The 25,883-nt window shown below is 44.9% G+C and carries 19 protein-coding genes; 1 reads left to right on the forward strand and 18 read right to left on the reverse strand.

All coding sequences use genetic code 11. The features are described 5' to 3' along the window. The first annotated feature begins 244 nt into the window (after nt 1–244). Nucleotides 245–1,417, forward strand: coding sequence for an iron-containing alcohol dehydrogenase (locus V7R88_RS12240; RefSeq protein WP_054398019.1), 1,173 nt, complete (start codon nt 245–247; stop codon nt 1,415–1,417). A gap of 940 nt (nt 1,418–2,357) precedes the next feature. On the opposite strand, the gene V7R88_RS12245 is transcribed toward V7R88_RS12240, so the two are convergent. From V7R88_RS12245 to V7R88_RS12330, 18 genes are all read right to left on the reverse strand, one after another. Beyond that, nucleotides 2,358–3,479, reverse strand: a complete 1,122-nt coding sequence (locus V7R88_RS12245; RefSeq protein WP_057717698.1) for an NAD(P)-dependent alcohol dehydrogenase — start codon at nt 3,477–3,479, stop codon at nt 2,358–2,360. A gap of 362 nt (nt 3,480–3,841) precedes the next feature. Next, nucleotides 3,842–5,767 carry a copper-translocating P-type ATPase gene (locus tag V7R88_RS12250; protein WP_054398669.1) on the reverse strand — a complete coding sequence of 642 codons (1,926 nt, stop codon included), beginning with the start codon at nt 5,765–5,767 and terminating at the stop codon, nt 3,842–3,844. Then, nucleotides 5,767–6,036, reverse strand: coding sequence for a cupredoxin domain-containing protein (locus V7R88_RS12255; protein ID WP_003642309.1), 270 nt, complete (start codon nt 6,034–6,036; stop codon nt 5,767–5,769). Before V7R88_RS12255 ends, V7R88_RS12250 begins: the two co-directional genes overlap by 1 nt. A 15-nt stretch (nt 6,037–6,051) precedes the next feature. Further along, nucleotides 6,052–6,426, reverse strand: a complete 375-nt coding sequence (locus tag V7R88_RS12260) for a cupredoxin domain-containing protein (protein ID WP_003642310.1) — start codon at nt 6,424–6,426, stop codon at nt 6,052–6,054. A 406-nt stretch (nt 6,427–6,832) separates the two neighbouring features. Then, nucleotides 6,833–10,831 (reverse strand): mucin-binding protein, encoded by a 3,999-nt coding sequence (locus V7R88_RS12265; protein ID WP_054398671.1) that lies wholly within the window; start codon nt 10,829–10,831, stop codon nt 6,833–6,835. A 133-nt stretch (nt 10,832–10,964) separates the two neighbouring features. Further along, nucleotides 10,965–11,726 (reverse strand): helix-turn-helix domain-containing protein, encoded by a 762-nt coding sequence (locus V7R88_RS12270; protein WP_054398672.1) that lies wholly within the window; start codon nt 11,724–11,726, stop codon nt 10,965–10,967. A 456-nt stretch (nt 11,727–12,182) separates the two neighbouring features. Further along, complete coding sequence (locus V7R88_RS12275; protein ID WP_225588348.1) at nt 12,183–13,511, reverse strand: sensor histidine kinase; 1,329 nt, start codon at nt 13,509–13,511, stop codon at nt 12,183–12,185. A 208-nt stretch (nt 13,512–13,719) separates the two neighbouring features. After that, nucleotides 13,720–15,207, reverse strand: coding sequence for a WxL domain-containing protein (locus V7R88_RS12280; protein WP_054398674.1), 1,488 nt, complete (start codon nt 15,205–15,207; stop codon nt 13,720–13,722). After that, nucleotides 15,200–15,562, reverse strand: coding sequence for a cell surface protein (locus V7R88_RS12285; protein ID WP_338816261.1), 363 nt, complete (start codon nt 15,560–15,562; stop codon nt 15,200–15,202). The genes V7R88_RS12280 and V7R88_RS12285 overlap by 8 nt, the downstream gene beginning before the upstream one ends. A 90-nt stretch (nt 15,563–15,652) precedes the next feature. Continuing rightward, nucleotides 15,653–16,711 (reverse strand): DUF916 and DUF3324 domain-containing protein, encoded by a 1,059-nt coding sequence (locus V7R88_RS12290; protein ID WP_054398678.1) that lies wholly within the window; start codon nt 16,709–16,711, stop codon nt 15,653–15,655. Between the two features lie 57 nt (nt 16,712–16,768). Beyond that, a complete protein-coding gene (locus V7R88_RS12295) occupies nt 16,769–17,473 on the reverse strand; it encodes a WxL domain-containing protein (RefSeq protein ID WP_003642319.1) in 705 nt (234 codons plus the stop codon). 724 nt (nt 17,474–18,197) lie between these two features. Further along, nucleotides 18,198–19,166: a quinone oxidoreductase family protein gene (locus V7R88_RS12300; RefSeq protein WP_054398681.1), complete on the reverse strand. Its 969-nt coding sequence runs from the start codon at nt 19,164–19,166 to the stop codon at nt 18,198–18,200. 24 nt (nt 19,167–19,190) lie between these two features. Next, the gene (locus V7R88_RS12305) at nt 19,191–19,586 is read right to left on the reverse strand and encodes an iron-sulfur cluster biosynthesis family protein (RefSeq protein ID WP_054398683.1); all 396 of its coding nucleotides are present in this window, start codon (nt 19,584–19,586) and stop codon (nt 19,191–19,193) included. 95 nt (nt 19,587–19,681) lie between these two features. After that, entirely contained in the window at nt 19,682–20,314 is a 633-nt protein-coding gene (locus V7R88_RS12310; protein ID WP_054398686.1) for a GyrI-like domain-containing protein, read from the reverse strand. Between the two features lie 180 nt (nt 20,315–20,494). After that, complete coding sequence (locus V7R88_RS12315; protein WP_054398689.1) at nt 20,495–21,538, reverse strand: DUF916 and DUF3324 domain-containing protein; 1,044 nt, start codon at nt 21,536–21,538, stop codon at nt 20,495–20,497. A gap of 72 nt (nt 21,539–21,610) precedes the next feature. Next, nucleotides 21,611–22,219: a WxL domain-containing protein gene (locus V7R88_RS12320; protein ID WP_013355925.1), complete on the reverse strand. Its 609-nt coding sequence runs from the start codon at nt 22,217–22,219 to the stop codon at nt 21,611–21,613. Then, the gene (locus V7R88_RS12325; RefSeq protein ID WP_054398692.1) at nt 22,216–22,587 is read right to left on the reverse strand and encodes a hypothetical protein; all 372 of its coding nucleotides are present in this window, start codon (nt 22,585–22,587) and stop codon (nt 22,216–22,218) included. The genes V7R88_RS12320 and V7R88_RS12325 overlap by 4 nt, the downstream gene beginning before the upstream one ends. Before the next feature lie 176 nt (nt 22,588–22,763). Beyond that, nucleotides 22,764–25,571, reverse strand: coding sequence for a BspA family leucine-rich repeat surface protein (locus V7R88_RS12330; RefSeq protein ID WP_161325466.1), 2,808 nt, complete (start codon nt 25,569–25,571; stop codon nt 22,764–22,766). Nucleotides 25,572–25,883 lie beyond the last annotated feature (312 nt).

The following is a 25,883-nucleotide window of genomic DNA, read 5'->3' on the forward strand; positions in this document are numbered from 1 at the left end:
TGAATCTTTGTAATTAGTCGTCTTTTTGTAGGCAGTAATATCAAATAGCATGAGGACTATAGTTCACCGTCATTTAACACTTGGTTACAACAGGTGTACCGTGATCGCCGCACCTTTTCTAAACGATATTGTGAAAAACATAATTAATTAGCCAAAAAGTATTGCAAATTGTAATTATTACGACTATAATTTGATTCGTAAATTAGTAATGATAGCGATTACAATATAAAAAGAGGTTATTAATATGACTGAACGTAATTTTGATTTCTTAATGCCTAGCGTTAACTTTTTCGGTCCTGGTGTCATTAGTAAAATCGGCGAGCGTGCCAAAACTCTTGGTATGCACAAACCAGTCATCGTCACCGACAAATTTCTTGAAAGTCTGCCAGACGGCGCCGTTGCTCAGGTGCGGCGGTCACTGGATGCTGCCGGGATTGTCTACGTGATTTATAATCAAGTAGAACCCAACCCTAAAATTCATAACATTCAAGCTGTTAAAGCCTTATATCAAGCCAATCAAGCGGACTCCCTGATTACCATTGGCGGCGGTTCTGCCCACGATACCGGAAAAGGTGCCGGCATCATCATGACTAACGGCGACGACATCACTAAGTTAGCGGGGATTGAAACGCTCAAGAACGCCCTACCACCACTGATTGCGGTCAACACTACCGCTGGGACTGGTTCTGAATTGACCCGTCACTGTGTCATTACGAATGAAGAAACGCATTATAAGTTCGTCGTTGCTTCATGGCGTAACATGCCACTCGTGTCCTTTAACGATCCCACTCTCATGCTAGATGTTCCTAAGGGACTCACGGCCGCAACTGGCATGGATGCCTTTGTCCAGGCTATCGAACCCTTTGTTTCTGTCGATCACAATCCGATTACCGATTCACAGTGCATCCAGGCCATCAAATTAATCGAAACATCATTACGTGAAGCCGTCGCCAATGGGCATAACCTAGAAGCCCGGACACACATGGTCGAAGCTGAAATGTTAGCCGGCATGGCCTTTAACAACGCCAATCTAGGTTACGTGCACGCCATGGCCCACCAGCTCGGCGGCCAATATGACGCACCCCACGGTGTCTGCTGCGCGCTGCTCTTACCCTACGTTGAAGAATATAATCTAATCGCGTGCCCCGAACGCTTCGCCGAACTCGCCAAAATTATGGGCGAAAACACTGATGGCTTATCGACTCGTGATGCTGCCGAATTAGCTATCAAAGCGATGAAACAGCTCAGCGAAGACGTTGGTATTCCGCATTCCATCAAGGAAATTGGCGCCAAAATCGAAGACTTCGAACACATGGCAACTAATGCGCTTAAAGACGGTAACGCCTTCTCTAACCCACGCAAAGGTACTAAAGAAGACATCATCAAGATTTTCCAAGCCGCATATGATGCCAAGTAATCCCCCATTCACAGCAACAATAAACCGACAAGCACAGATAAGAACACACATTGTGCAAATTAATTTGTCCTGATTTGTGATTAAAACGTGCTGGTTAGGTGGATTCCTGTTCGTCAGCAATGATCGTCCTATTCCGACCTCCGGGGCTGGGTGACAATTGCTGGAACGTAAGCCGACGTCGATTTGAGCTAACGCACAACCCGCGTCATCTCAAATACGAGTCTTATTCTAAGCCGGAAGCAACCCACTTCCAGCTAAGAATAATTTGGCTACTGAGCATTGTCACCCAGCCCCTCCAGTCGGGAAGCCGCTCGAATGGCTGATGAACGGCCACTTAACTTGGTACAATTGGTCGCTGATTATTTTGATAATGGAACTTTAAACAAAGGGTTAGGATGCGTAAAGCACTTTGTCAGGAGTTTCAATCTTATTATTATAATTCAGAGTTGGTGAGCTATCTCAATATCACTTTCAGTCTGACAGTTGATTGATAAAATTACCGTTTTATGAAGAACAACGACTAATTCATCAAAAGTTGGGTACATCGCCGTCTGCCATTCGAACACTGTCCCGACTGGAAGGCGTTTCTGACAATGCCCAGTGGTGAAATTTCACTTAGCAAGCGTTCTTTGCTTGGTTAGTGAAAGGCCAGTATTTAAGACGTGGGCTTCGGCTTAAATCTGTGCCCACCACGTTCCGGCAATTGGCAGAAATGCCTGGAGGTCGGTGTAGGACGCGCACCCTAAGCAAGTTTACGCTAACTCGCACCAGTTTCCAGCGGGCCTAAGCTGGCTGCTCTTGAACTTAAGAACCAGCATGTTTTAATCACAAATCATGCAAGTGGCTGGTGTATAACGTAAAAAACGGCAATGTCAAAATCAACTTTTGACATTGCCGTTTTAGAAACCAGTCCGCATGACTGGTGGCACCAAGCCGGTAGCTATTTACCAGGTTGATAGTCTTCATCAATGATCAAGACTGGTTTGATGGTCTTACCGCTACCAGAATCAGCGTTGGCTTGATTAATATCTTCAAATTTATAGAATTTTTCGGTCTTTTCAAATGGGAACATGCCATGTTGATAGAAATCGATTAACCGTGGAATATCAACGCCAGGGATGGCATCACCCATGTTAACACCAATGACTTTCTTATCATCAACACACAAATCGTTCCATGAGCTAATGGTGATATTTTTGGCCGTAACGGCAATCAAAGCAGCCGTCCCACCTTGAGCAAGTGCGTGGATTGCAGAAACCATAACTGGTTCTACCCCAGTCGTATCAACGGCAAAGTCGACCCCGTAACCATGCGTCAACTTCTTGATTGCTTCAACTGGATCTTCTTCCTTACTGTTAATGGCATGAGTAGCACCTAATTCTTTGGCGAGTTCTAGCCGTGAATCAACAATGTCGACCGCAATCACTTCGGTACAGCCGGAAATCTTACCAGCCATCATTGCCGCTAAACCAACCGCACCAGTCCCAAAGACTGCAATTGTTTGTCCTGGGCGCGGCTGTAAACTGTTCAAAACAGTGCCACTCCCGGTGACGTAGCCACAGCCTAAAGGTCCCAAGCGACGTAAATCTAGTTCTTTTGGTACTTTAACCGCATTACGTTGGTCAACTACCGTATGAGTCGTGAAGGAAGATTGGTCGAACATATCACTGATATGGTGCCCGTTTTCTTGGAAATGGTCGGAACCATCGGGACGAGTCCCACTCAAGTTATAGTCGGCATAATTCCGACATTTAGTTGGCATGCCTTTCAGACAGTTATCACATGTTCCGTCAGCGTAAAATGATAGAATAACATGGTCGCCCACTTCAAAATTAGTTACTTCTGAACCGACATTTTCGACGATTCCAGAACCTTCGTGTCCTAAAATTACTGGATAACCTAACGACGCATCACCCCGCCGAATTGCTTCATCAGAATGACAAATTCCAGTCGCAACCATTTTGATTTGTAAATCAGTTGCTTTCATTTCAGCTAATTCAATATCATCTTTAATGACAAATGGATCGTTTACTTTATCAACCACTGCTGCTTTAATTTTCATGTTCAAACCCTCGTTTCAAATAGTATGTAAACCGCTTACAATTAACATTGTTACACAATACACAATTTGATTCAAGCGCTTACAAAAGCATCTAACACCACACTTATCTCCGTTAAATGGGCATTCTTCTAATTTCACACTAACGATATGATACTTAATTAGTGTAAATCTAATACTCTTTTTTTACTGATTGTGAGGAACTTATAGCCAGTCTTCTTCCTTAAGTTGTCGACTCAAAAAGCGGGTGTCGCCGCCAGCTCAATAACGTGAACTGGCGTTAGACACCCGCATATTTTGTACCATTAACACACATTTCTGCTTGTTTAACAGGCCCGATTTCATCCGACGCTACCTGTCATCGTCTACGCAGGTTGGGCGTTCGAACTGATTTTAGCTTTATTTAGCAATACCGAACTCGTGACTACGGACAATGAACTAAAGGCCATTGCTAATCCGGCCAATTCGGGGCTAAGCGTCAGCCCAATGGCAAAGAAGAGGCCCGCTGCGACTGGGATCCCGAGCACGTTGTACACGAAAGCCCAGAACAGATTAAGTTTGATACGGTTAAACGTCTTCTTACTCAATGCCAACGCCCGGTCAACATCACGCAGATCGTTCTTAACGAGCACGATGCCACCAGCATCGATTGCAATATCAGTTCCGGAACCCATGGCAATCCCAACATCCGCCGTCGTCAACGCGGGGGCGTCATTAATACCATCGCCGACAAAGGCCACCTTGCCAGCCTTCTGGAACGCGTGAACGTGCTCAGCCTTATCACCTGGCAGCACATCAGCAATCACTTCATCAATACCGACTTGATCCGCCACAGCTTGTGCGACCCGTTCGTTATCGCCGGTTAACATGACCGTCTTCAAGCCACGTGCTTTCAAACTCGCAATGGCTGCCTCAGACGTCGATTTGGCGACGTCTTGAATGGCAATCAATCCAATGATTTCGTGATTTAAGCCCACGTACACGACCGTTTTCGCCGCGTCCTGAAGCTCGGTGGCTTGGCGTTGTAATTCAGCACTAATCGGCTCATCAGTTAATAATTTATGATTACCGACTACCGCTAATTGGCCCTCAACTTGAGCAGTCACACCTTTACCCTCGATGGCTTGGAAGTTCGTGGCGGTTGGTGCTTGAATACCACGGGCCGTGCCGCGTTTTAATATTGCCGCAGCTAAAGGATGTTCCGAAGCCGCCTCTAAGCTAGTGGCAACGCGCAGTACTTGGACTTCGTCGCCGATAACATCGGTCACTTGTGGGTGACCAACCGTAATCGTTCCCGTCTTATCAAAGATCACCGTTTTAACGTCATTGACAGCTTCCAAGACCTCACCATTTTTAATCAGGATCCCCATCTTGGCACCACGGCCGGTACCGACCATTAGTGCGGTCGGCGTAGCTAAACCTAGCGCACACGGGCAGGCAATCACGACCACAGCGACCGCAAAAATCAAGGCATTCGCGAGACTAGCATTCAAGAAAACATACCAGGTCAAGAAGGTAACGATAGCAATAATTAGCACAATCGGCACAAAAATATCAGAAACTTTATCGGTCAGCTTTTGAATCGGTGCGTGACTGTTTTGTGCTTTTTTAACGAGCTCAACGATTTGAGCCAGCATTGTCCGGTCACCGACCTTGCTAGCTTTGAACTGAAAGGTCCCATTACTATTAATCGTTGAACCAATGACAGCGTCCGCCACCGTTTTTTGAACAGGCATACTTTCTCCCGTCACCATTGACTCATCAACCGTTGAGCGGCCAGTTGTAATTACACCATCAACGGGAATTTTTTCCCCTGGCTTGACCCGAATAATGTCGCCGACCACTACTTGATCCAACGGCACTTTTACAAATTCTTGATCGCGTAACACTTCCGCTTCCTTGGCTTGTAAGCCCACTAGCTTTGCGACCGCGCTGGACGCGTTGCGCCGCATTCGTTCTTCAAAGACTTGGCCGAGCAAAACGAAAGTGGTCACAAGTGCGGCACTTTCAAAGAAGACTGCTTGCCCCGTTGCCATTGCGTATAAGCTGTAAAAATAAGCCGTCGCGGTGCCAATCGCCACCAAAGTATCCATATTGGCATGGTGCTTAGTAAAAGACGCCCACGCACTTTGCAAGAACGGCCGAGCCGAAACAACCATAATAATGGTCGTCAGAATCAACTGCGTCCAATCACCACCCGGGAGCATCCAGCCAAAGGGCATCAAAATCATATTAGCCAGTAGTGGCAGGGAAAATATTAATGAAATCCAAAACCGTTTCGTCGTGTTCATTACGCAATCACCACCTTGCCACTCACCATGTCCATCCCACAACTAAAGTAAAATTCACCGGCTCGATCAGTTGGTACCGTCACCGTTTGCGGTTGGTCAAGGGGTAACTCAGTCGTAAAGTGCAAGTCGGTTGAATGTACTTGCTCTAAGCACCCCTGCGTACTCGTGCGCGTAAACGTTAATTGGGCCGGTACACCTTGTTGTAACGTTACTTCTGCTGGGTCATAATGGCCGTCTACTGTAATATTGATTTGTTGTCGTGCGCTCATTTGATTTTCCTCCCACTATTTAATGATTAATTTTCCATGAAACATGTCCATCCCACAGGCCCATTGATATTCGCCAGACTTACTCGTATCAATCGTAATTGCTTCAACTTGATTTTGTGGCAATTCCTGATTGATACCGAAATCACTGAACACCACGTGATCCAGACAACCAGATGCATCTTTGCGCGTAAAATTAAGTACCGCCGGAACCCCTTTTTTCAACACGATTTGCTCTGGCGAATAGCCACCCTTAACCTCCACATCAACCTGCTGTAAATCATCAACCGCACTCGCGGTGACCGTTGTCGTAGCATGCTTCCCGAAGAACCACCACAGAATAAACCCAATTGCTAACCCACCAATTAATAAGACTAATACTTTAATCATCATTTTATTCGTCCCTTTCTCATTATCGTTTACACTTGTAATCTATATGTGTATATTAATCCCTTCGTTTACAATTGTCAACGATAAATGTTATTTTTAGGCATAACCCTTAATTTTTTAAACGCCCCACCCAGTTGCTACTATCATATGTCTGACATTTAGTGTCACTACGAAAAGTGCCGCGTGTGTTCCTTTGCTCAGTTATTAGTCGCCATTTTGACCGGTCAACTGACCGCATCAAAAGTACCAACGACGATACCATAAAAGGCAATCACTACCGTTTAATAAGAAACGTCAGTGATTGCCTATATTAATCATTCAAAACTAGCTGTCCCTCAAAGGAACATTAACCCCGTCAATCCCGGTTCCTAAAGATCCGCAACTCACAACGGGTATCATCTCACAACTGTTAATCGCGGGACTTAATCTTCAGCCAACCTAAAATTGAACTCAATGCTAATCCAATCATCCCCAAGAGTGATAATTGCGTATTCTGCTCGTCTGTCTGGGGAAGGGTCGTCATCCGATGGTGCTTAGTGGTACGTTTTGATACCGCCTGTGCACTAACCCAACCAATACCTGAAACGGACGCAGCTGTTTTCTGCTGATTCGTCTGCACAACGCTTTGATCTGACTCTGCTTGTGATGGCTGTGACGTCCGTGATTGTTCAGCCTGATTACGACTCAAATTGGCTTGATCACTTAATCCATCTGGTTGCTCAGAATCAGCTGGCTGACTCGGTTTTTGCAGTTCCCCTGGTTTTTCGGATTGACCCGGTTCTTCTGGTTGACTTGGTTGCTCAGGGTGCCCCGATTCTTCCGGTTGACTTGGTTGTTCAGGTTGCCCCGGTTCTTCCGGTTGACTTGGTTGTTCAGGTTGCCCCGGTTCTTCCGGTTTGATTGCCGATTTCTTGTAAGTAACCACTATAACCTGATCGGCAGTTGTGACACTCACCTGCTGGGCTGCCACTTCTGTTAATGTGGTCGTGGCACCCGCTACAATTGGTGAAATAACGCCCGCCATTTCCGTTACCGAGACTGGTACCCATTCTTGGTATGTCACTTCGCCCGTCACTAAATCAATCATCGCATTGCGTTGAAATTGGACGGTTTGTAGGACCGAGGCTGCGGCTGTCGTGCCATCCTCATAAACATAGTGAATGATTCTAGTAACGGTGTGCGTTAAATCGGTGTCGCCACCCTCATCTGGAAACAAGATATTCGGATTGTCAGGATCAACTGGCTGTCCTGGTCGAGCAGGATTGCCTGGTGTTACCGTAATAATACGATGGTCATAAGTCACGATTGTCGTCATCAGGTCCGGATCAGTAATCGCGACCGTTTGAGCCGCTACAGTCCTTATGTCCGGATCAGTATAGCCTTGGACGACTAGCGTTGGTGACGTTACCGCGGCAAATTGACCACTGCCAACTAAAATCCACGCATAATCAGCTTGACTCGTATCAACTAATCCATCACCGTTTAAATCATAGCCTAAACATTTGCCAGTCTTTTTTTCAATAATTGCTGTTCGTTGGTAAATAACCAATTGCTGGACGGTCGTGGCAATCGATTGATGGGTCTGTCGATCAATATAGCTGATAACGCGCCGTTTATTTTGATACACCGTAACGGCCTGAGTTGCTAGTCGGTAATAAACATTGATCGTAACATCTTTATCATCGACCCCAGCAACCATCTGCTCCGGCACTACTTTTAGGTCCGGCGCTGCGTAGCCCTCATGGCTCAGATCTGGCGACTTAACCGCGCCAAACCACGGCCCTGAACCAACAATCAACCATGCTTCATCTGCCAATTGTGTCTCAATCTGTCCGTCCCCGTTGGTATCGTAGCCAAGTATCGTTCCGTCATGAGCAACCACAGCTAATAATTGATACTTAACCGTTTGAACAACAGCATGTAGTGACGCGATGGGTTGCAGTGTTCCACCATCGATATAGTTAATCGTCCGGGTAACCGTTCGCTGCGTCGTTGCAATATGCGTTTGTTGCTGATACTTGACAATTACATTTGTATTCATCGTTCTATCACCACCATTAATGATCACTGTTTGCCCCGCAACTACCGGAATATCAGGAGCTTGATAACCCTGCGCAGATAAGTCTGGTGAGACAACCTGTACCCAATCTTGATCCGTTGGCAGTACTAACAGCCATGCAATTGTCCCATCACTAGTATCAACAATTCCGTCGCCGTTTGTATCATAGCCGAGCAATTCATGAGTTTTAGCATTAAAAATGGCAAATCGCACGACCCGTACATTTTGTATAACTGGGCCAGCAAGCACCGCCCCAGTTCGCTCATCTTGGTAATTGATCGTCCGCGTTATCGCTGAATATTCCGGTATCCGGCTGATAGGTATTATGGGCTCATGCGATGGTTGGACGTTCAACCAAGTCGTCGCAGTTTGATCGCCAAATTGGTAAGTGATTAGATAGCGATGCTGGCCCGCAATATGTGTATCAACCGCATTCAACCTTGATAAACGTGTCCCAGCCGCATCTGTAATCGTGATCTTCAGTTGCCCGGTTGCTAGTAGATGGCGAAAACCAGCTAAAGTATCAATGCTCGTACCATCCGACTGAATCACTGCAATTAAGTAATCCAACGGATCATCAGTAACCACTTGACCAAAACCATAATTATGCTCGTTTTGGCTCGTAATCGTCTCTCGAATAGCACTGTCACCATCGCCATATCCATATTGTAAAACGGCCGCTGAATCAACATTTTGATTAGTTGTAAAGACAGCATGTGGTGCCACGATTTTACCAGTTATCATCGTGGTATTCTGAATACGCATGGCATGATTGAAGTTCCAGACTAGATTCGGTGTACTACTAGAAAAACCGCCACCAATGGTTAACGCTGGTGCTGCCGTGACGACGTTATAAATAACCACATCATCATTATTAAAACCAGTGGTCCGAATACCACTGTGCCAGTCATTCAAATCAATATTCACGGCATAATAATGGTGTCCTTGATAAGAGCCCAAATCAGCAGTTCCAGACTCACCAATCAGCATCTTACTCAACGTGCCACCATTAGTTGCCGATAAAATAGTCCCTGCAGTAACTAGTTGATCATAAAAGTCACTAATATTGATCTGGGCTTGACTAAATTCTTGCGCATTGACTAACGAAGAATCAACCGTAACGCTTGGTAAACCTTTGATTGCACCATTTCCTGTTGGCCGAGGCTTTGTAAAATCCATATCCTGATTAGCTATGGGACGGTCCACCAATCCATTGGTAGTTGTAAACGTGATTGTATTGTTTGTCACTGACAAACCACCGTTTATGATGGTCTCCCATTCATCATCCTGACCAGAACGAATTGTCGCCCCCGTATTGATAACGTGCAGACCACCACTAATCGTAGCCACACTACCATCAAATGAACTATTCACAATCGTAATTCCTGTAAGTGCAATAATTCGATACGTGGACAACCAATCTTGGATCAAAGCAATCAAAGCCGCTTGCCCATGCTGTTTGGCATACTGATCAAGATAGTTCTTATCGGCTAAGTTCTTTGCTGTTGTCAAAAACGACGAAGCGGTGACTGTCCGTTGCTTGCTCGGCTGCTTTGTTGCAACTGGTATGTTTATTGACTTAGTGACATTTGTTTTATTCAATGCCCTTTTCTCAACCCTGCTGCTCATTTGATCAGTTGCCGCTACAGCTCGGCTCCGTGTGGAAGCAAACTTGTCGCTTTCTAGGCTTGAATTTGAGTTCACAGGGGTAGCTGTCGTCACGGTATTCACTGATGACTGTGAATGAACAGTTCCCGATAAATCTGAATCGATCGTCTTACCTTGACCACCTGAGCGTTGCGCCTCAGATAAACTTTCAGAATGGGCCCCACTGTCAGCACCTAGTGCGCTAGCTGAACTGGCCATATCAATCGCATGATGAGTGCCAGTTGAGTTGGCTACTGGCGCCTGATCAGAACTTGTTGCGGCTGACGCCTGATTAGTACTGGCACCCGCAGAAGCTGCTGTTGAGTCACTTGCCTGTTGTTCAACAGCTGTTTTATCTTGCTGTGTTGACCGCTGTTGGGCTTCACTAGTCGTTGGACTGACCGCCTCAACAGTGCCAGTCGTAGCAGATTGCTCCGAACTAGTCCTGTCAGCTGACTTGCTGGACTGGGCGGTCACACTGTGGCGGTCACGAGTTACCGCAGTTTTTGAAATCCGTGCTACTTCTGTTAATTGGTCTTGACTATCCGTTTCTAACTGCACCGAATGACTCGACATGGTAACCGTCTCAGCTTCACTTGCTTGAGCCACTGTCGGCACAATTCTCCAACCTAAAATTAAAACACTAGAAAACAACCAAACCTTGGGATTGGTTACGCGCCATTTGCCCCGTGTATATCGCATAGTAATTTGCCTCTGTTAATTTTAGTCAAATATCGACATATTTTGAATTTTGAGACATAGTATACCTGCTTTTATGCGAGTAAAACGGGGGTTTGTATTTACGCGAAAAAGGTTATCTTTAAAAATACAAGTACTAATCAGTTCGTGTATTAAGTTGCCGAAATTCTAAGGGCGTTTGACCGATCTCCTTCTTGAATCGTTTTGAAAAATCGGCGGCATCGTAGAAACAGAGTTCAGCAGCAATGGCTCGAATAGTTAAATCCGTTGCCAACAACATATGCTCAGCTTCCTGAATTTTCTTAGCATTGATGTAATCGCGAATCGACATATGCATCTCTTGACTGAACGACCGCCGCACCGCCTCAGGATTGCAACGCGCATTGACGTGGGCCAATACCTTTTTCACCGATAGTTGATCATGCAGGTGAGCATTGGTATAGTACATCACATCGAGCGTTGACTCTAAATGTGCGTTATAAGCTAATGCGTTCGGTTTGGCAATTGCCGCAAAATCACGAATAATCTGCACAACTAGTGGCTGGTAACGTTCCGTCGTCACGGGTAATTTAACTAACCAACGGTGATAATCATTACGTAGCTTAACAAATTCATAAATCTCAGCATGATTTTGGATTCCCTCAAAAGCTAAGACATCAACCAGCGCACTGAGTTGCAGCTGTTTTTCCTCACTCGATAATTTATTTAATAAATCGCGCGAACGGGTCAGATTCTTCTTAGCAAATTGAATGCCTTCTTCAATCTTACCGGCCCGGTAAAATCGAATAAAATCTCGTTCTAAGTAACCTAATAAGATCAGCCCCTTGGTGGTTGGGTGCTGATCATTATAATCACGCATTTGATGTAAATATTGTACAAATTGTAGTTCTGTCCCCATAATCTGTAACTCCTTTACGTTATTGGTCAAAATTTGTTAACCCAAAAATAATGCTTATTTTAACAGATGTCTAGCAGTAATACTATTTACATTTTCCATCTGACAATTTACAATGCTAACTAATCCTGCTGTACACTAATGATTCTAACAAATATTTTTTATTTAACAATCAATACACAAAAGCGGTTATCCCTCGTAATCTGGGATAACCGCTTTAAAGCAATCATTTTTATGTTAACCAATTCACATAAAGTGAAAAAAGTATGGTCTTAATTATCTAAAAGCTTATCGTTAAATGCTCCGACCAGCGCTCATCTTTGGTGGCAGTAACAGCTTCGGTTGAGTTTGGCTGCTCAGGTCTCGTAATTGTAACAGCTTGTCATTACTTGACTAATATTGGGTAATGCTGTTAGCACTGCGATCAAAATCAAATTCTTTCAATTTGTAAGCCAACGTTTAATGTTTGATAACGAGTTCTGCAATAAAGTTGCCCTCTTCAATACAATAATTAACAACTAATTGATCTGTAGTTAATTGTTCAATACTACTCAATCCATAACCCAAATGTCCTGGTTTAGTTGTAAATCGACTTTTCTTGATAACTGATAAATCTACCGCTTCATGCGTTGGGATTTGATTTGTAATCGAAAATACCGTTGTGTGAGCATCTCGATTTTTAACAGTTAGCGCCACTTGATGATTCGCTCGGGCAGCAGCATCCGTCGCATTATCCAGCAAATTACCCAAAATCCGCACTACTTTTATCTGTGGAATATCCGCTAACGTGACTTTCTCTAAGATTGTCACCACTAAATGAACGTTCTGACCGTTGGCTGCCTCATATTTTGCATAAATCAGACCACTGACCGTCGGCATATCCAAGCGACTCAAATCACTCAGTCCCGACTGACGATTAAGGGTTACCCTGGCAGGCATTACTTCCGTTGTAAAATAACGCTTTAAGCCGGCCATATCATTGTTCTGAATAAATGCCGACATGCTCAAAAGAATATTCTCATAATCATGTTTAAACAAATGTAAATCACGGTTATGGTGGCTTAATAATTCGTTGTAATTTGAGACTTGTAGCAATAGCTGCGCATCATTCAAGTGACTGTTTTTATTACTAATTAAATACGACCCGATAATGCCAAACGTCACGATGGCCGCAATTGCCATATACGTTTGCGCATTGACCGACCATTCCATCGCAAAAACATACGCAATAATGTAAATAGCAAAAAACAAAATAACTAATAAGTAATCGCTAATATTAACACGCGCCCGTTGCAAGAAATCGGCGGCCGACACTTGTACTAACCAGCGATGCGCTAACATCCCTAAAATAATAATGACCGGCAGCATCATAATCGACGCTAAAAAGAGATTAATATCTGCTGTCGAATGTAGACCTATCGCTTGCCGTAATAACATTGGCGATGCAGATTGGGCTACGGCCTTGGCAATGACACCCATGATTGCCCCTACTAATCGCTTAAGCGCATTCAAAAAGATTGCCACCGGTAACATTAAAATCCACTGGGTGTACAACAACCGAGAACTCATAAAGGTGGTCACACAAACAATCGGGATGATCCAAAAATAAGCCAGGGGGACTTGGGGCCATAAGTTTGAAGCCACTTCCCCCAGGCTCATCGTAATGATAACCAGACTTAGCCAAATGATGGCAATCCGCCAAGTGACATATTCTCTAAAACCAATCATTAAAAACAACATTTCATAACCGCCAGAAATCAACGACAGCGCTAAAAGTACTGCTGACACGCCAACCACCTCATCATATTAATACATTTGTTAGTTCACTTTACTATATCAGAAATACGGCTTCATTAAACCCTTTACTCTATATTGTAAACATAAATTTGCATTAAACTATAATAAAGCCCTTACAATCTTATTATTAATTATTCATAAAAAAGACATTGCAAATCGACATACTTTTGCAATATCTTTTGACCACTTATATTAATTTTTAAGGTGTATCCTGTAAGGTCCAATTAATCGTCCCACTGTAACTGTCAATTTGCACACTAGGTTGGACATCCAATAAAATACCCTGACTGCTCGACCAACCACTTGCAGCATTAGTGCTCGTCGTACCCGCAGTTTTCTTGCCAGAACTGACTGTTACCGAAGTATTCGTCAGCACCTGTTTGTTCCCCGCGTTCAGATAAATCAGGTTGCCACTCATGGTCCGCGTACTGGATTTCATGGCAGTTGCTGTCGCCCGTAAGTACCACTGTGAACCGGTCTTCCGTGTGTCATTAACAGTGATGTTCCAAGCATTTGTCGGCTGATATAGTGTTTCTTTAAACGGAATCGTCAGGGTGCCAAACGTCAAACTTGCTGGTAATGTGCCCAGACTCAACGTTCCATCCCGCATCGTCACAGTAATTGCCTTAGCATCCGACTTTAGTCCAGAACTGCCTTTTCCATAAATATTGATCGTGGTGCTGCTACCAACGGCTAAACTACTCAACTTGCTCGCTAAACTAGTCTCGTTGGCCGCGTAAGTAATTGTGTCAGTCGCACTATCCGGATTTGTCGCAACGATGCCAGCTTGCTTAACTAACCAGGCGACGACCGCGCTATCACTTGCCAGTGAATCTAAGTCACCAGGATATAGCTCGACTGCCGTCTTTGAACTAGTAATATTTAGTTTTTTGAGGGTCACCGCTGCGGTCGCCGTCCCCTTATCACCGGTAATCTCATCGACCTCAGTAACGGTGACGTTACTCAAAGTACCGAGTGCAGTCCCAAGATTCAGCGTGTACGTTCCATCGCTTCCGACCGTCGTCGTCACACCATTAACATTACTACTGATCGTATTGCCGGGTGTCCCGGTTCCTTTGATCGTCGTATCAGTCGAATAAAGTGTCCCCGTAATTTTAGGAGATAATGTCTGCGCGTTGAAACGACCCAGTTGATAGGTACCTTCCTCACCATTCACTGTGATTCGGAAGCCAATATAGATTGGCAACTCACTTTTAATATTTTGAAAATTGACCGATAACGTCTGCGTCTGTTTTGAAGAACTAATCATAATCGAATTGCCACTGCCAAGACTAGTAGGCGTAGCCGTAACTAGTGTTGCCCCGGTGTAGCTTCCACTCGCCGGACCAGTCATTATATCAAAATAAGCTTTTGACATCGAGTTACTAGATTTTAAGGTAATCGAACCCGTCATCGTCATTGTAATTTGAGTCGTCTGCCTCGTAATTCGACCATTATCCGCATAGTTAGCAGACACGTTGCCTAATGCTGGATACATTTGCAAACCGTTATCAATATTACTACCAACCGAACTACCAGCCGGTACGGCCTGAAAAGCAGCATTAGTTTTCACGTCCGTCATCTTGCTCGTCAAAGTCGCGGCGTTACCCTCTAAGAGCAGCAAATTCAGCAAGCCGAGTATACCGAATACAAGAATTAGTAACCATTTTACTCGTCTGTTACGCATCCCGTTCACCCCCATCTTGCCGTTTTAATATTCGGTACAACGCGCCTGCTAAAACACTAGCTAACAATCCCATCCCACCAAGGATACTGCCAATGACAAGCCGCTCACTCGTTTGGGGCAATTGTTGACTATTGCGTGATTGCCCACGCAACCAGCCATCGATAACTAGTTGTCGGCGGATTGGCTTGCGCTCTGACTGATTTCTCCGACCCTGGGTACCCGGGTCAGCTGGTCTAATAACGTACGGGTGACCACCATCAGGAATCACACGGGCGGGAATAATCCGGTCAGCACTATACTTAGTCTCATAAAACCCCACACTGATCTCAGTGCGACCGTGTGTTGCTGCCCGCACTGGTATTGCCCAGCTCAGCACAAGCATTACCCCTAATATTAATCGCCACCATTTATTCGGCATGGTCCTTCCCCCATTTCACTGACCGAACTAAGCACGCCGCCGCTTTTTGATCCAGAAAAAGATTAATAGACCGATTAATCCAATAATTAACATGCCTAACGCTCCGAATAGAATAAACCAGCCAACGCTCATTCCCGAATTATCAACGGAAGCCTGATTATACTTATCTGCCGCGGCCGTACTGATGACAAAATCTTTATCAAACACCCATCGATGATCGGCATTTTTAGCAACTAGCCGGACATGATACGAACCAGCCTGCAAACGATTGGTCCCTGTCAAAATAGGTACTTTATAAACTGAGTTAGGTGCTAATTGCACATTCTTCTGTGTAAAGTTCTTGATGACCTTGCCACTATTCTTACTCGTTAACCTAGCCGTAATCGTTAGTTTGGGGACGATCACCGCGGTAACGTTGCGTAATTGCGGAAACACCCCTCGCCGATAATTCTGCATGCCCGCCGTAATCGTATCGAGCTTCAATTGTGGTTGTGGCACTATACCAGCAGTATATTTCAGTCCAATCACATACGAATACTGATTGGCAATATTCATGGAACCCTTAACACTTCCGGTGACTTTATTGGCGACCCGTTTAAAATACCAGCCGCCTAAAATCACACCGTTCACCGCTTGCTTAGGCATTGTGACCGTCGCCGTTACCACTTTCGACCCGTTTGCGGGTATCGTGATGGTCGTTGGTCCCTGTATTTTGGTGATTTGGTCCATTCGATACTTCAAAGAAGGATCGTAACTTTTAGTTGGTGTCACGTACTCGATAATGCCATTGCCGTTCGTATAAGCCGTATGAATCGCCGTTTGAACCTTGATGTCAGCGTTGGTGACGTTATAAATCGTCGTCTGAATCTGTTGCTGTCGGCCACGCGTCATTTTTAAATCAAAATAGGAATTATGTTGATCAATCTGATTATTCGGAATCTTCGCGGCCACGCTAAACCCGATGTCATTGCTTTGCGTGGTTTTACTGCTACTTGCGTTACTGGCTGCCAATCCACTAACGCTGCTAACTTGCAGGCCTAAAATTAACGTCCCCACAATGACCATGATTCGCTTCAATAATTGCATCTTCTCGCCCCCATTACTCACATATGTACTTGGGGCGCCCGTTCGCCCCGATGACGCTTAATTTGTTGGTAAATCACTCAATGTCCAATTCAGGTTAGCGCTATAGGCCTGCGCCTTAACCGTATTAGCCTTAATATTCAGTGTCAACGCCTTTGGATCTAAGCGACTAACAGTTACCCCGGAACCACCGCCCTTATCGGCATTTAAGACGGCACTTGATCCCACCGTACCATTTAAAGCAACTTCGGAAGCCGTGGCAACCGCACCATTGGCCTCCGAGCCGCTGTTGACCACGTCACCTTTTGGTAAACTGAGCGTTGCGCCCTTTGCAGCCGTACCATCCGTTCCTGTTAAATTGGAGCCGGTAACAGTTAATTTCCAGCCGGCATTGGTTCCCCGAACATCAGAAACTTCCACGACCATCTTATCCTGCCATAGCAAAGTGTATGAACTAGTTGGGTCAACCTTATATTGTTGATCATTTAAAACGTCCAGCTCATGCGTCCCGTATCCTAACGATTTAGACACAAAAATCAGCGACAGGTCGCCACCTGCTGCCGCCCCGTTGTCACCATCGCCATCAGTACTTGGCACATCAGGATTTGATGGATCAACTGGCGTCACCGTGGACGTACTCTTCGTAAATTCCGCTTTGATATCCGTATTCCCACTACGATTTTCTGCAGCATTGGCAACAATCGGTGTACTACCCGCTAATAATAAAGTTCCTGCCATTAATAAGTGTCCTAACATTGGCTTCATGGTATAAATCCCCCTTTTTCATTTACCAGCGCTTGTTTAGCTTTCATCAACTAAGAACGGTGGTCATTATCAACAATGATTGCTCTCATAACAATTCATAAATTACTGGCACTAAATCACTTGTGACCTCCCCCAATAACCTTGTACGATTGATTAATTAATTTAAATGCCGACTCCTTTGACCACATTTTCATTATATTGGTTGGTCAGTAACAGCGCTAATAATGTATAACGTTAACTATATTTACAAACCCAGATTGTTCGTGTAACCGTTATCAAGCGTGAGTTGCTTGAGATAATTAGGCGAACTTCCTTTAAAGCCGTTCACCAACAATCGATGGCTATCCGAATAAATAAATTCATATCAACAATCTAGTATAGGTAGTAAATTAATTATTTTTCTGCCATTGCTTCTGGTGCTGCACCACAAAAAGTCCAACCCTTGCTGACAAGTGTTGGACTTTCGTCATCGATATTCTTTTCAAGTCTGCGTATTACCACGGAGGAATGCCATTAACATTAGTAAAGATCGCCGTATCGATCACCTTTCGGATTGTTAGCACGCCGGTCCTTTCACAGATAATATTGGTCGCAACTTTAGACGCGCGGGAGCCGACTGTCCAGTCCTCCTGCCAAGTAATCACTTTAAATCACCAAAATTACAATACTATTGTTGACATAGTATTACTGATTAATTAATCAGGCTTTCAATCGTTATGCTGAATCAACTCGGTAATAACACAAAGCGCTGGTGATGATCCGTGCCTGCTTCCAATTGAGCGTGACACTGAGCGGCATCCTTAAAATATCGCTGGCTGACCTGATCATCCAATAGCAGTCCGGCGCTAAAAGCTCGGTTTAAACGACTGGCCGCTTGTGCTAACTGGTCAACCGTTGCATGGCTAATCACAAAACCAGTGATTCGCTGTTGAGACATGTAAAACTGGCGAACAGGGAACTCAAATTGGTTATCCTGCGATGCCGTAATCAATGTCACCTGACCACCTAATCGTAATAACGCTAAATTAATCGCCAGTGGTACGCGTCCCGAGGTATCGATCACATGGTCAAAAGTCCACTGATCTGTCGTTAACTGGTCCGCAAACCCCGCGTGATAATCATAACAGGCGGTACTGCCTAACTGCTGACACCGTGCAAAATCTCGTGGTGATGCGGTTGTCACAACCGTCACGCCCATTTGATGCGCAAGTTGAATCAGCTTACGGCCAACGTTGCCCGCGGCACCTTCAATTAGGAGTGTCTGGCCGCTACAAATTTCCATGACGTCGTTAAGTACGATGGCGGCTGTTGCAGCTGAATGGACCGCCGCGACGAGCGGCATGGGCGCCACGCCATCAGGAACGTGATACAAACGATTAGTTGGCACCGCCACATACTCGGCCGTTGCGCCCATTCGGCCTTCATAGCCCATTGAGTTCGTCCAGACTTGGTCACCAATTTGAAAGTCCGGTTGCGAACTGGCTACGACCTCGCCGACTAAATCACGTCCCGCCACGTGTGGTGCTGCCAGGGCCGTCTTAAACGCCCCACTCCGAACAAACGTATCAACATGATTAACGGCCACCGCCATGACCTTCACTAAGACGGTCGCAGTTGTCGCCACCGGCCGTTGCACGTCAGCAATGCGCAATACATCGGGACTACCAAAATCGTCAAAAATAACTGCCTTCATTATTATGCCTTCTTCATATCGCAATTAACAAGTTAGGTTATCGGCTGGGACGCCCTGTTCAAAAGCAGCTAAAACTTCCGCTCCTTTAGCGATTTGAACGGCATTGTCCAGCATATGAGCATTGTCCTTAATAGCGATCCGCCCCTGATCGTAATCCATCTTAATACCATCGTTAAAGAAAATGAGATCGTATGTGGAGGTCCAAAGCGCGAGGCCTTGATCATTCACCACCGTTACGTTGTATTCGGGGTCCGGCTGGTCAAGTACGATTATCGTAAATTTAGTTCCAATACTGCAAGCACCCCCGTGCAAAGAGTACTTGCCACCACCATCATCCGTCACCAAAACCAATTGCTTCTTATCAAAGCCCTTCGCAACCAATAAAGCTTTCAGCCGATCACTAATCTCTATTTGCATCATACTATCAGCACTCCTTAATTATAATTTTATATGAATTAAAATATATTTAAATTATATTCGTGTTTCACGCCCAATGCCAATCAAAAGTTTTCGCATTAATTCGATGCCACTCGATACCGGAGAATAGTTTTCAGTTTATCAGGTGCCACCCGCCTTGCATCGGATAAATAAATTTCTCGATGAATCTTGCTAGTACGATGCATACCCTGATTGGCGACCAGTTCATCTATCTTGGCAAAACTCGCGGGTTCATTGTCATAAGCACCCACGTGTAGAATCTGTGCCACTTGCATTGCGTCGAACTGCTGCACGTTAATTTGTTCAGTTGGCAGTTGTTTCTTAGCTTTAACCGCTGCCAAAGCCGGTGCAATCAGTTCAGTGGGAACAAAGTCTGGGACCCGAATCATAATGTCATAACTGAACTCATCTTTGTCAAGATGGTCAAGTTGCTGTCCCTTAGTCGTCAATGACCAGACCCCTTCAAGCGGAAAAACAACGTAATCATCAAATTCACACGCCTGTGTTTGCGCATACTGCTTATACGCATGCTTGAGCCCATAAGCAGCTGGATATAACGTTTGCAGGTGCGTCTGAAACTCTGGGCCATTGGGATTCCCCGTTCCATGGATACTCATAAAAGTTTGGGCTGGAATCGTCAACAGTTGGGGTTGCTTCTTAGTAGCATAGGTTGTTTTTTCTTGTTTACGCCATTCATACTTCATCTTCATTCACATCCCTTAAGTTAACTACACTTTCATTATACTTAGAAACAAGCCGCTGCGCATTGCCTGCAAAAAGATAATGAGTAAGTTAGCAAAGGTAAATTTGTATTCATTGCCACCGAACCCACAAAAAAGACTCGGCCAACCTGACCGAGTCCGTTTATAACAGTACTAATGGCTATGAACTTATGATTTATCTTTAAGCCGTTCTTCTAATCGCTTGATCTTTAGCTGCTTGCGATGAATGTACCAAGCAATCAGTAACAACAAGATGACTAGCAGACCGAGGCTGATCCACAACCCCCAGTTAGTATGATGTTCAATCACGGCGGTTTTGTTGAGTTGGTTCGCACGATCACGCGTGATTTCAAAATCTTTGGTGAACGTCCAATGTTGCTTTTTGGACGTCACGGCCAACTTAGCGGTATATTGGCCGGGTTTCAACGCATCCCGGCCAACCCGTAACGGTAAGGCATAAACTGAATTAGGCGCCATCTGACCGTGTTCATTGACCTGCTTGTAGCGCACTTTGTTACTACCACGACGATAGACTTGGACATCAGTTTTGACTTGATTCAAGAAAGCGGCTGTTCGATTTTGTAGGGGTAAACTAATTTGGTTATACCCGTTATTTTGCGTCGCATCAATCTTACCCAATGTCAACTTATTCTTGGTGAGCGCGTGATCACCATGCAATACGACCGCCACTGAGTAAGCGTATTGATTCTTAATCGCCATCGCGCTCTTACTCTGTTGTTTGGCGGCCTTTTTTAAGAAACTCAGTCCACCAACGACAACACCATCATACTTCTGAGCCGGCATTTTCACCTTAAAAGTCACGATCTTACTGGTTCCCTTAGCAAGGATAATCTTATCCGCCGCCGTCGTAATCAGTTGACTAGCATCAGCTGGCAAATCAATGTTCTTGCCATCAGCCGTTGCCTGATACTCAACCACCCCATTGGGATTAGTTGTCGCCGGTACAATTGCCGTATGCACGGTGATTTCCTGGGTACTTGTGTTCGTCACTTTCACTGCCAAAGTGGTTGTTTGGCTAGGCTTTAGTTTCAGATCATAGTATGAAACAGCCTTATCGATTTGATATTTGGAAGCCACTGGTGCGACCTCAAAACCGACTGTGTTAGCCGAACCCGTTCGTCCCCAGCTTAGACTAACTAATCCGACTAGCAAACCAATTCCTAACTGCCACCATCTCTTTGTTAACATCATTTCTCCCCCTAATCATGATTCGGAAAAATGACATTAACCCCTACTAGCCATTATTTTTCCGATCAATACTTATTAGCTGTTCGCTGGTGCAGTATTCAAGCTCCAAGTTAACGTTGTACTATAACTTCCCGTAGCTCGTGCCGTAGTCTTGGGAACCATTAGTTGTGACTTAGCAATATCAGCCACGTTCTTACCATTCCCCTTACCCACAGCGGCGGTCATCAAAACCTTGTCACTATTGAGTGTATCTAGCGCAACACCGGTATTGGCCGTTGCGTCCGCACCAGTCGTCGATGCATTTGAATCCAAAACACCATTCAATGTTAGAATCGCACCCGTCAATTCTTTATTAGCAACCGCTTTGTCGTTTTTAAAAACGTCATTTTGCTTCACACGTAAATCCCAACCAGCAGCCGTTCCCCGTAAGTCCACAACGGATACCGCCGCTGACTTATTCGTGTTGTCATAGTTATCGTCTTTGTTAGCTGCGGTGATTTGGTTGGTACCAAAGTCAAGACTAGCACCAGCTAAGTCCGTATCACCATTATCAATAGTGATGTCGCCCCCAGTGAAACCAACTGTCCCATTAGACGTTTGTGGCGTATCGGCCGCACTCGCGGTCAAACCTGATGTTGCAATCAATGCTGCTGAGAATAAAAGTCCTAATAATGTTTTTTTCATGATAATGAACTCCTTTTTTTTAGATAGTTAACCAATTGCCAACCAATTAAAACGACCAGTAACCCAATACCACCAATGAAAGCACTCAGCCACCATTGTTCACTCGTTTGTGGTAACCACCCCGGGCTCTGATGATGAACAGCTTGACTAGCATTCGGCTGACGCACAATCGAATGACTCGACTTTGACGCTTCAGTCACATGTAACTGATTAGTGCCAGTGTCTGGGTTCGATGACTCAGCCTGGCCGTCGAAGCGAATCGTTGCTGGGCTCTCAGCCGTACTAGCCACACCAATAATCGGTGCTGACAACCACCCCCAACAAAGTAGGGTACTGATGGCAATTGTGATGAACCCCAAACGCTTCATCAACACCACTCCTCCTCTATATCATTATTTGCGGCATAACTAAAGCCAACCCTGGCCGAAACCAATCATTAAGCTGGAATAGTTATTATGGTACGTTGTAAATATACATAACTAACTCGCTAACAACAATCAAGCAGTCTTACAAATTTTATGTTACCTAATCATTATTTTTTTCATCATCGATTAGGAACCCCTTGATTAAGCGTCCAAGTGACCGTCGCCTGATACGTATCCGTCAAGGCACGATCGGTTGGCACTTGTAACGATAGTGCCCCAAGTGCCATTTTCTGACCGAGGACATTGACACCTTGGTTTGAAACAGTTTGATGGTTATTGACGATCAACCGTGCCACACCTGGCGTAAGAATTGACTCGTTACCCGTTTGTTGATCCTTATAACTGAGCACAGCCGCTAATGGTCGTGCCGACTGCTTACTAGTGAAACCTGATGCTGAGAGCGTTGCATTGAGCGACCACGTTGCCCCTATTGACCGACCATCTTGAATAACTAGCCCAGTATCATAGGAGGCACCGTAATTTTCTGATTTACCAGTAATCGGATTCTGACCAAAATTAATGGTCTGCGGTGCTGAGACAAATATTAGCCCTCCAGGATTGTACATTAACGTAATCGTTTCATCTTTGTCGGTAAAGTTCCCTTGAACCCCATCTGGTTGATCTGGCACGTACCCTTGAATCTCAATTGGTTTAATATGATAGGCATCACCAGTTGCACCACTGATTTTCGTGTCGGGTGCCAAGGACTTGCCAGCAGCGTCCACATACTTCACTGTAATCGTGTTGCCAGTGGCCCATTCGAATTCTCCAACAATGGTTTTACCATCGTATTTAGTCATCAAATCAGCTGACGTATAAACTTTTTTATTATTTAAACTACGCCATTTCCCAATATAAGGTGCCTCACTACTAGGATTTGGCAAGTGCCAACTTTCACTCTTAAAAAAGTTAAAACTGGGGCCCAACAATAGACGTTTAGGCGGCAACTTCGAACTGAAAGCGTTGGTATAAGTTTGCGCACTGTTGGTATTCCAGCCAGTCAGATCTAATTTGTCTAGACTGGTATTTTGGAAAACTGATTCAAAGTTAGTCACCTTGGTCGTATTCCAAGCACCTAGACTCAAGGTTTGTAAACCCGAATCCTCCGCAAATAGCTGTGAAAAATCCGTGGCTGAGCTTGTATTCCAGTTTTCAATGGGCAGACTAGTTAACTGGGGGTTGCCATAAAACACTTGTCCCATGTCAACGACCTTCGTTGTATCCCACTTACCAACTGGCAGATTCTTAACTTGGCTAACTTTGGTAAAGATACCCCTCATTGTCGTCACATTACCAGTCTGCCAATTATCTACTGGCAATGCCGTGACACTACTCATTTCAGAAAAAGTCCCCGCCATATTTTGTACATTTTTCGTGTTCCACTTACTAATCGGGAGACTCTTTAACTGACTAACTCTAGAAAAAGTTCCGGCCATATTCGTGACAGTACCAGTCTGCCAATTATCTACTGGTAACGAGGTGAGACTAGTCATACCCTCAAAAGTATAACCAAGATTAGTGGCACTCTGGGTGTTCCAATTCGCAACCGGTGCAGTCGTTAAACTAGCACAGCCACTGAAGGTCGAATTAAAATCAAAGACTTTGCCGACATTCCAGTTGTCAATCGGCAGCTGGGTCAGGTTAGTGTCGCCATAAAACGTGTTCCGTAACGTTTGGACGTTACTTGTATTCCAATTGTCGAGTGGCAGGGACTTGATATTGGGGAGCTTGGCAAAGGTTCCATCCAACGCGGCGGCCCGACTCGTGTCCCAATTAGCGACGTTAATACTTTCCAAGCTAGTATCACCTGAAAAGACTAACTGCATATTAACCACACGGCCCGTTTGCCACTTATCAATGGGTAAATTCTTAACCTTCGACATTCCTCGAAAAATCGCGGACATGTTCGTCACGACACGGGTGTCCCAATTAGCGACATCTAATGACGTCAGCGAAGAACAATCCGTAAACGTCCGCATCATCGTCGCCACTTTACTGGTATTCCACTTGCCAACTGGTAACGACGTTAATGAACTGGCACCATTGAAAGTGTCAATTAGATACTGTAATGAACCCGTGTTCCAATCGGCAACGTTCAACGTAACTAACTTGGCACAATTTTGAAACGTTCCCTCCATTCTGATGACGCTGCTGACATCCCAACTATTCAAGTCCAACGCACCTAACTGTGAACAGTTCAAAAATAGCCACGAAATATCCGTTACGCCAGTTAAATTAAGGTTGGCGAGCCCATCAATCGCCGTAACATTAGGTAAGTTAGCAAACAGATACGAATAATTAGTAATAGTAGTTGCCGTTATCTTACCGTCGATGACAATCTTTGAAACTTGGGTCGGTTGATAGCCATTGGCCGTCAAGGTTTTTACAATCCAACTCTCAGTGGCTGACCCTAGCAATGCACCAAATGACCCACCACTCAAATGCAATGTGCCATTAGTATCTAAGGTCATCTTAACCGTCCCATTGACCATTTCTGCCGCTTTGGTCGTTGCCGTTTCTGATGTTTGATTATCTTCAGCACTTTCCAGCGTTGTACTGCCACTGCTATTGCCACTGCTATTGCCACTGCTATTGCCACTGCTATTGCCACTGCTATTGCCACTGCTATTGCCACTGCTATTGCCACTGCTATTGGTACTACTGCCTGATGTTGAATTCGACTCCTTGTCAGGTCCCGAACTTTCCTGGGCCTCAGGTGACACTTGTGGTGCCGAATCGTTTGCCGCATCTTGCAACGTCAATTTCGAAGCAGAAAAAACACTGCTAGTCGATGGCATTTTCTGATCAACACTCAATTGTGCGCGGGGGACCGCCCGAATAACTGTCCGTGATCCACGATATCCAACCACAACTAGCGCTAGTGCCAGTCCCAGGCCGCCCCGATACCATAATTGCCGGTGTTGCATGCCCATCGCTCCCTTCACATAGATAGTATTTTAACATCTCTTGACGTTAATTATCTTACATTATTTTCAGTTCATGACCTTCGGAAAAAGACTTACAATTTTACAAATATCCGAATATTAAATTTTTATCACTGTGATATTATTTTTGTTAATAGCCGTAATCAAATGATAAGTATCAGCTAACGAACACCCATTTTTCTTTGCTTGCTTACTCAGTACTCTTCACGGGTACGACTGCACGATGGCTATTTTTAAAGTGACTCACGCCCAAGCCATTCTTCGAACGAACTAGATGACTTACCAACGCTGTAA

Origin of the sequence: Lactiplantibacillus argentoratensis (genome assembly GCF_037290055.1) — a bacterium.
Classification (GTDB): domain Bacteria; phylum Bacillota; class Bacilli; order Lactobacillales; family Lactobacillaceae; genus Lactiplantibacillus; species Lactiplantibacillus plantarum.

What these genes read in the sequence shown, in the direction of transcription:
- V7R88_RS12240 (WP_054398019.1), top strand. Translation starts at nt 245, where the DNA reads ATGACTGAACGTAATTTTGATTTCTTAATGCCTAGCGTTAACTTTTTC.
- V7R88_RS12245 (WP_057717698.1), bottom strand. Translation starts at nt 3,479, where the DNA reads ATGAAAATTAAAGCAGCAGTGGTTGATAAAGTAAACGATCCATTTGTC.
- V7R88_RS12250 (WP_054398669.1), bottom strand. Translation starts at nt 5,767, where the DNA reads ATGAACACGACGAAACGGTTTTGGATTTCATTAATATTTTCCCTGCCA.
- V7R88_RS12255 (WP_003642309.1), bottom strand. Translation starts at nt 6,036, where the DNA reads ATGAGCGCACGACAACAAATCAATATTACAGTAGACGGCCATTATGAC.
- V7R88_RS12260 (WP_003642310.1), bottom strand. Translation starts at nt 6,426, where the DNA reads ATGATGATTAAAGTATTAGTCTTATTAATTGGTGGGTTAGCAATTGGG.
- V7R88_RS12265 (WP_054398671.1), bottom strand. Translation starts at nt 10,831, where the DNA reads ATGCGATATACACGGGGCAAATGGCGCGTAACCAATCCCAAGGTTTGG.
- V7R88_RS12270 (WP_054398672.1), bottom strand. Translation starts at nt 11,726, where the DNA reads ATGGGGACAGAACTACAATTTGTACAATATTTACATCAAATGCGTGAT.
- V7R88_RS12280 (WP_054398674.1), bottom strand. Translation starts at nt 15,207, where the DNA reads ATGCGTAACAGACGAGTAAAATGGTTACTAATTCTTGTATTCGGTATA.
- V7R88_RS12290 (WP_054398678.1), bottom strand. Translation starts at nt 16,711, where the DNA reads ATGCAATTATTGAAGCGAATCATGGTCATTGTGGGGACGTTAATTTTA.
- V7R88_RS12295 (WP_003642319.1), bottom strand. Translation starts at nt 17,473, where the DNA reads ATGAAGCCAATGTTAGGACACTTATTAATGGCAGGAACTTTATTATTA.
- V7R88_RS12300 (WP_054398681.1), bottom strand. Translation starts at nt 19,166, where the DNA reads ATGAAGGCAGTTATTTTTGACGATTTTGGTAGTCCCGATGTATTGCGC.
- V7R88_RS12305 (WP_054398683.1), bottom strand. Translation starts at nt 19,586, where the DNA reads ATGATGCAAATAGAGATTAGTGATCGGCTGAAAGCTTTATTGGTTGCG.
- V7R88_RS12310 (WP_054398686.1), bottom strand. Translation starts at nt 20,314, where the DNA reads ATGAAGATGAAGTATGAATGGCGTAAACAAGAAAAAACAACCTATGCT.
- V7R88_RS12315 (WP_054398689.1), bottom strand. Translation starts at nt 21,538, where the DNA reads ATGATGTTAACAAAGAGATGGTGGCAGTTAGGAATTGGTTTGCTAGTC.
- V7R88_RS12320 (WP_013355925.1), bottom strand. Translation starts at nt 22,219, where the DNA reads ATGAAAAAAACATTATTAGGACTTTTATTCTCAGCAGCATTGATTGCA.
- V7R88_RS12325 (WP_054398692.1), bottom strand. Translation starts at nt 22,587, where the DNA reads ATGAAGCGTTTGGGGTTCATCACAATTGCCATCAGTACCCTACTTTGT.
- V7R88_RS12330 (WP_161325466.1), bottom strand. Translation starts at nt 25,571, where the DNA reads ATGCAACACCGGCAATTATGGTATCGGGGCGGCCTGGGACTGGCACTA.